The organism is Desulfurobacteriaceae bacterium (assembly GCA_039832905.1).
Lineage (GTDB): Bacteria > Aquificota > Aquificia > Desulfurobacteriales > Desulfurobacteriaceae > Desulfurobacterium.
In genome coordinates this window covers 8,626-14,608 of record JBDOLX010000042.1, presented here as the reverse complement: position 1 = coordinate 14,608, position 5,983 = coordinate 8,626, and the positions used below count along the sequence as shown (strand labels likewise).

The 5,983-nt window shown below is 36.9% G+C and carries 6 protein-coding genes; 2 read left to right on the top strand and 4 right to left on the bottom strand.

The window, feature by feature from the left end; translation table 11 throughout:
• The 4 genes from nrdD (ABGX27_03200) to metE all read right to left on the bottom strand — a co-directional run.
• A partial coding sequence (gene nrdD / locus ABGX27_03200; GenBank protein MEO2068498.1) for an anaerobic ribonucleoside-triphosphate reductase occupies nucleotides 1–314 on the bottom strand: 314 nt, incomplete at its 3' end.
• Complete coding sequence (gene nrdD / locus ABGX27_03195; protein ID MEO2068497.1) at nucleotides 301–1,857, bottom strand: anaerobic ribonucleoside-triphosphate reductase; 1,557 nt, start codon at nucleotides 1,855–1,857, stop codon at nucleotides 301–303. The genes nrdD (ABGX27_03195) and nrdD (ABGX27_03200), both read right to left, overlap by 14 nt.
• A gap of 3 nt (nucleotides 1,858–1,860) precedes the next feature.
• A complete protein-coding gene (locus tag ABGX27_03190) occupies nucleotides 1,861–2,517 on the bottom strand; it encodes a radical SAM protein (protein ID MEO2068496.1) in 657 nt (218 codons plus the stop codon).
• Entirely contained in the window at nucleotides 2,517–4,682 is a 2,166-nt protein-coding gene (gene metE / locus ABGX27_03185) for a 5-methyltetrahydropteroyltriglutamate--homocysteine S-methyltransferase (protein ID MEO2068495.1), read from the bottom strand. Before metE ends, ABGX27_03190 begins: the two co-directional genes overlap by 1 nt.
• A gap of 88 nt (nucleotides 4,683–4,770) precedes the next feature.
• Here metE and ABGX27_03180 point away from each other — a divergent pair, with 88 nt between their 5' ends.
• Together ABGX27_03180 and ABGX27_03175 are read left to right on the top strand one after the other, a co-directional pair.
• The gene (locus tag ABGX27_03180; protein ID MEO2068494.1) at nucleotides 4,771–5,553 is read left to right on the top strand and encodes a class I SAM-dependent methyltransferase; all 783 of its coding nucleotides are present in this window, start codon (nucleotides 4,771–4,773) and stop codon (nucleotides 5,551–5,553) included.
• A gap of 181 nt (nucleotides 5,554–5,734) precedes the next feature.
• Nucleotides 5,735–5,983 (top strand): ATP cone domain-containing protein (locus ABGX27_03175; GenBank protein ID MEO2068493.1); only part of this gene is annotated, 249 nt, incomplete at its 3' end.

Here is a 5,983-nt window from a genome sequence, read left to right as displayed (position 1 = left end):
CTACCCACCATCTTATGTCCACAGGAATTGCAAGTTGTTAGAAAAGGAGTCTTTGTTAGATATTGGATAGGAAAGTTTTCAATAATTCCGAAGATTAACTTTTCCTGTTCTTCCGGTTTCATCTCCTCAGCAGTGAAAATGTGGAAAATACTTCCACCAGTAGCATAAGATTGAAAGTGAGAGTTAACATCTATTTGTTTTAGAAGATCTCCCTCTTGAAAAGGAGCCTGAAACCCAGAAGTTAAGAAAACCCTTTTTGAAGTTGGATCCCCATTTACAAAAATTTTTGCTTTTACCCTCTTAGCTACTTCCATCTTCTACCCCTACTACTTCAAATATTTTCTCTCCAAATTTCTTAAGAGCTTCCTCAATAAAAAGGTTAAGTTGTGGATCTTGAGAAATATTAGGAGTTCTTTCTCCATTTAGAACGTCTGCTAAGGCATTGGCAAAGACAAGATCTTTTTCTGCCATCTTGCAGGCTGCATTTTCACTAGGAGCGTATTCTAAAGAATATAATACTCTATCTCTTTTCATAAATTGGTGAAGTTTTTCATAGAAGTACTGAGCTATCTGGTGCGCATAATCTTTTGCTTCGTCGTTAAACAGTCCTCCCTTAAAACCTGCATTTATCATCCCTTCATGAACGCCAACTACCGAGAAGATATTAAAGAGGGAACGGTCATCCTTTTGATAGAAAGATAAATATGGATATAGATCCTTCCAGTGCTTCCTCAACCATTCTCTTTTTCTTTGAAGAGCTCTTGCACCAACTTCCATAGTGTAGTCTATCATCTTCTTTAAGAATTCAAAATCATCTTTTGCAAGGAAAAGTAATCTGTTCATATTTATTGCGTAAACTCCTACACCCCCAACTCCACTTCCAGAGTGGAATGGATTAGAACCTGTAACAGCTTCAACTTGGGAAATATCGAATAACATTCTACAGCAATTACTATATATCATTCCTTCATCAAAAGGTTTTATGTAAGGATTTTTCTCTTTATAGATAGAAGGTTTTTCAAACGGTTCCCTTAAGTAGTTTTGAACGTAGAACCCACCGAAGTATTCACTTTCTTTAAGGAGAAGTTTCCAAGCAGGATTGTTCTTGTCAAAATCCTCATTAATGTTAACGGTAATAAGTGGAAAAGTGAAAGGATTTCCGTCTGCATCGCCTTTTTTCATTGCTCTTATGAAGGCAACGTTGATTCTGTCAAAGTAGTGGGAAGGAATCTGGTTGTAAGTGATATCAAGGAACTTTCCAGCGTAAACTACCGGTTCATCTTTTAGACGGGAATTAGGTTTACCAAAGTCAAGGGTTATGTTTGAAAAAGGAGAATTTCCACTTCTAAAAGGAAGATTTATGTTGTAAAGAAATTCTTGCCAAAGGTTTTCAAGTTCGTAATCAGAATATGCTTTTCCTTTTTCCTTTTCAAGATAGTAAAGGTATCCAGCAGCAACCGTAGAAAGATCGTTTAAGGAAGTAGCACCTGAAACCTCCTGGGCTATAAGACATATAAGGTTTGCACACTGCATAAAAAGGGTTTCTAGTCTTTTTGGGGGCGCAGCTCTCCTTTCATTTTTAGCATTACTTCTAAGTCCATAGAATGCAATATCTTTAGCTGATAAACCGATACAATAGGCACTTAAGCGGTATGTTTGATGATGATATGCCCAACCTTCCTCATGGTGGATTCTTACTGGCAATCCTTTATAGATAACTTCAAAGAGGTAATCTTTCATTAACTCGCCAGTTACAACGTGTTCTAGGACAGGAACGCCTCTAACAAAGTTTGCATTGTTTCTTGAAATGTCATCATTCTGAATAAAGAGGTCTATGAGCTTAAAGTATTTATTCATGAGTTATTCCTCCACATTATAAAACGGGTTAAACTGATGGGGGAGGGATTTTAACACCTCTTTTATCGCCTCTTTATCCTCATTTTTAAGTAGTGGATAATCTACCGTGCGAAAGAGGGTGTAGGGTAGAGAGTATCTCTTTATGATATCTATTGTTATTCTTAGTTTGTTAGCATATTCATAAACTACAGCATCATCTAATTGAAAATCGGAAAACAGTATTGTTTTAAAGCGTTCAAGTTCCAAGGGGGTATACTCATTCTTTATAGGAATCTTCACATCAACAGCAAAACCATCAACAAGCTCGCTTTTTATCAATTTTTCCACAACATCCGGATTTGTTCCGTTAGTATCTACTCTTACAGGAAATCCAAAAGATTTAATCACCTTTAATCCATTCTCAAGATCTTTTTCTAATGTAGGTTCTCCACCTGAAATGATGATAAGTTCTACTCCCAGAAGTTTAAGCATGGAAAGTTTTTCCTTTAACTCCTCGTAAGAAAGCTTAGCTGTTTTTTCTTTGTAAGACGCACGATTGTGGCACTTAAAACAGTTAAGATTGCAGAGGTGAATCTCTGTATAAAGAAGCGCCGATTGAATCCCGGGATGGTCTTGAAAGGTAATTGGAATATCTACATCAAGAAAGGGGGAGCCCCCCATTAGGTCTCCCTTAGAGTCTTGGCAACAGTTAGCATATTTCTTAAAGCTGGATTTACTTCCTCCCATCTTCTTGTCTTAAGACCACAGTCAGGGTTAATCCAGAAATTCTCTTTTGGAATAACCTTTAGTGCCCTTTCTACTATTTCTTTCATCTCTTCTGGAGATGGAACATATGGAGAGTGAATGTCCCAAACTCCAAGTCCTATTTGTCTATCAAAGTTAACCCTTTCAAATGCTTCTATTATATCTCCCTTGGAACGGGAAGCTTCAATAGAAATAACATCAAAGTCCATGTCCAGAATGTACTCCATTATTTCGCCAAACTCTGAGTAGCACATGTGAGTATGAATTTGGGTTTCAGGCTTACAAGAAGAGTGGCATAGTCTAAAGGACTTAATAGCCCAGTCAAAGTATTCTTTCCAGTTTCTCTTCTTAATAGGAGCCTTTTCTCTAATAGCTGGCTCGTCAATCTGAACAACCTTAATTCCTGCTTCTTCGTAATCCTTTATTTCATCCTTAATTGCAAGCGCTATCTGGTAAGCAACCTCAGAAACGGGAATATCTTCCCTTACAAAGCTCCAAGCTATAATTGTTACAGGACCTGTAAGCATACCTTTAACAGGCTTGTCTGTTAGACTCTGAGCAAAAGCTATCTCTTCAACGGTCATCTTTCCATCTCTTTCAACATCTCCGTAAATGATTGGAGGACGATAGCATCTTGTTCCGTAAGAGATAATCCAACCGTTTCCAGTTGTAGCGATACCCTTCATCTTCTCAGCAAAGAATTCAACCATGTCTGTTCTCTCAAACTCGCCGTGAACAAAAACATCAAGTCCGAGATCTTCCTGAATTTGAATAGCTTTAGCAATTTCTCCTCTAATGAAGGTCTTATAACTTTCAAGATCAAGTTTCCCTTTTCTATGAAGGAGCCTTACTCTTCTTACTTCTTCTGTCTGTGGGAAGCTTCCAATTGTTGTAGTTGGAAAGAGTGGAAGGTTGAGAACTTCTTGCTGTTTCCTAATCCTTTCTTGGTAAGAAGGATTTCTAACGAAATCTTCTTCCTTTAAGTTCTTAACCCTTTCCCTTACTTCTTTTATCTCTCCAAATGAACTTTCAAGTCCAGAAACCCACTCTTTTGCTTCTTCTTCATTTCCTTCTAAGATTTGAGAAAGAAGCTTTAGCTCTTTGAGTTTCTCTTCAGCAAAAGCTACCTTCTTCAATAGTTCTTCTGGTAGTGTTGCTCCTTGTAAGCTTACAGGAAGGTGGAATAAAGGAGCAGCATTTGTAATAATAACTTCAAACTTTTCGGAAAGCTCCTTTAAAACTTCAGCAGTCTTAAAGAGGTCGTTTCTCCAAACATTTCTACCGTCAACAACACCAGCAAATAGCTTTTTACCCTTAGGATCTATCTCCTTTAGCTGAGAAAGGTTCTCTCCTCTATCGTGAACAAGATCAACACCTATACCGGAAACTGGAAGGTCAAAAAGCTTTTGTAAATTATCAACGCTATCATAGTATGTAAAGATGTTTATTTCTGCATTCGCCTTTTCAAAAGCTTTGTAAGCTTCTTCTATCAGATTCCATTCCTCCTCGCTTAGCTCCATTACAAGAGCTGGATCCTCAAGGTGAACAGACTTAAATCCTTTCTCGTTAATGTACTCTACAAACTTTTCTGTAAGTTCCTTGAGTGCCTTTCCAAAGTACTCAGATTTAAGGTTCTTAGAAAGTTTTAAGAATGTGAATGGAGCTATAAGGTGAACGTTTTCAGTTGCATCCTCATGTCTGTTCCAGCAAGGAGTGGATATACAGAACTTAGGTTCTTTACCTTCAAAGTCTGGAACTAAGTAGTGGTAGTTTGTGTTAAACCATTTTGTCATTTCAAGAGCATTTTTTCCTCTACAAAGTTCAAAGTATTCATCAAGAGTATTGGCACTGTAAACTCCAAAAAGGAGTGCTACATCAAGCATTGGATCGTAAAGGGTCATTTCACCCTGTGGGTAAGCATCAACGTAAAGTTTGTAAGTTTCTTCTCTCTTCTGATTTAACTTCTTAATACCTTCTAAAAGTTCCTCTTCTGAAACTTTCTGTGCCCAGTAGCCTTCAATTAGCCTCTTAAACTCTCTCTGTTTACCAAGACGCGGAAAACCGTAAGCATAGGTTTTCATTCTTGACCTCCACGCAAAAACTGTTTGGTTAGGGGGAATTCTAATTTATATTTATAAAGCTGTAAACCAACCCAAGAAGGAGTATTAAATGGATGTCATAATAACAACCGATAAAAAACCAACTAAAGAGATGATAAACGAAGCAAACGAACTAGCTCAAAAGTTTAGCACCATTCACGTTAAAAGACGCCATAGAACAATTGAGTCAATTAAGAAAGAGTTTGGAAAAAATGTTTTAGTTGTTGGTAAAGACCTTCAGTTAACCTTACATACCCTATCGGGAAAAAAGCTATTTTTCCATCCAGGACTTTTCAAAATAAGACTCCTTAATTACATAGCAACAGGATATGAAGCAATGATTAAAGCTATGGATTTAAAAGAAGGTGATACAGTCTTAGACTGCAACTTAGGACTTAGCCAAGATGCACTTCTTTCCGCTTTTGTATCAAAAAGAAAAGTTGTTGGAGTTGAAAAAGACCCTGTGATTTACGAAATAGTTAAAAGAGGACTAAAAAACTTTAAACCTAGAGGAAAACTTAAAATAGCTGAGTTTGCTTTTGATCTTATAGAACCTATCAACGCTGACAATAATGAATTCTTAAAAAAACAAAAGGACAAATCCTTCGATGTTGTTTACTTTTCACCAATGTTTGTAAAACCAAAGTGGCACTGTGATGTTATGGCACCATTCAGAGAAGTGGCTGTAAAAGATTTTATACTTCCAGAAACTTTAAAGGAAGCAGAAAGAGTAGCCCGTAAAAGGATAGTCATAAAGATAAACAAAGGAGTCAAAGACCTATTTCCGTTCCTTGCCGACTTTGAGGTTCAAAAAAGCAGTGGAAATATTGAATACTTGATAAAAATTTTGTAAACGGATTTTCCTCAACCCACTAAAAGAATGAGGTGATGTGAACCAATGATTTTAAGAAGTTTATTGAATTTTTATACTCTATCCTAAAAATACTCAATTTGTTGAGTGACAAAAATTAACTACAATTCGACTTCCCCTTTCGTCCATAAAATATTCCTCTAACAAGATTCGAGGAGGCAAGATGACATCTATCACAGTCATAAAACGAAAAGGAACAAGAGAACCTCTCAACATAGAAAAGATTAGAAAAGTTATAAACTGGGCTGCCAAAGGACTTGACATAAATACTTTAAAGCTTGAGGCAAAGTTAAAACTTCACTTTTTTGACGGAATTACAACAAGGCAAATTCATGAAGCAATCATAAATACAGCCTTACAACTCACAACTCCTGAAGAACCAGAGTGGAGGATCCTCGCTGGAAGACTTTTC

What these genes read in the sequence shown, in the direction of transcription:
- nrdD (MEO2068497.1), bottom strand. Translation starts at nt 1,857, where the DNA reads ATGAATAAATACTTTAAGCTCATAGACCTCTTTATTCAGAATGATGAC.
- ABGX27_03190 (MEO2068496.1), bottom strand. Translation starts at nt 2,517, where the DNA reads ATGGGGGGCTCCCCCTTTCTTGATGTAGATATTCCAATTACCTTTCAA.
- metE (MEO2068495.1), bottom strand. Translation starts at nt 4,682, where the DNA reads ATGAAAACCTATGCTTACGGTTTTCCGCGTCTTGGTAAACAGAGAGAG.
- ABGX27_03180 (MEO2068494.1), top strand. Translation starts at nt 4,771, where the DNA reads ATGGATGTCATAATAACAACCGATAAAAAACCAACTAAAGAGATGATA.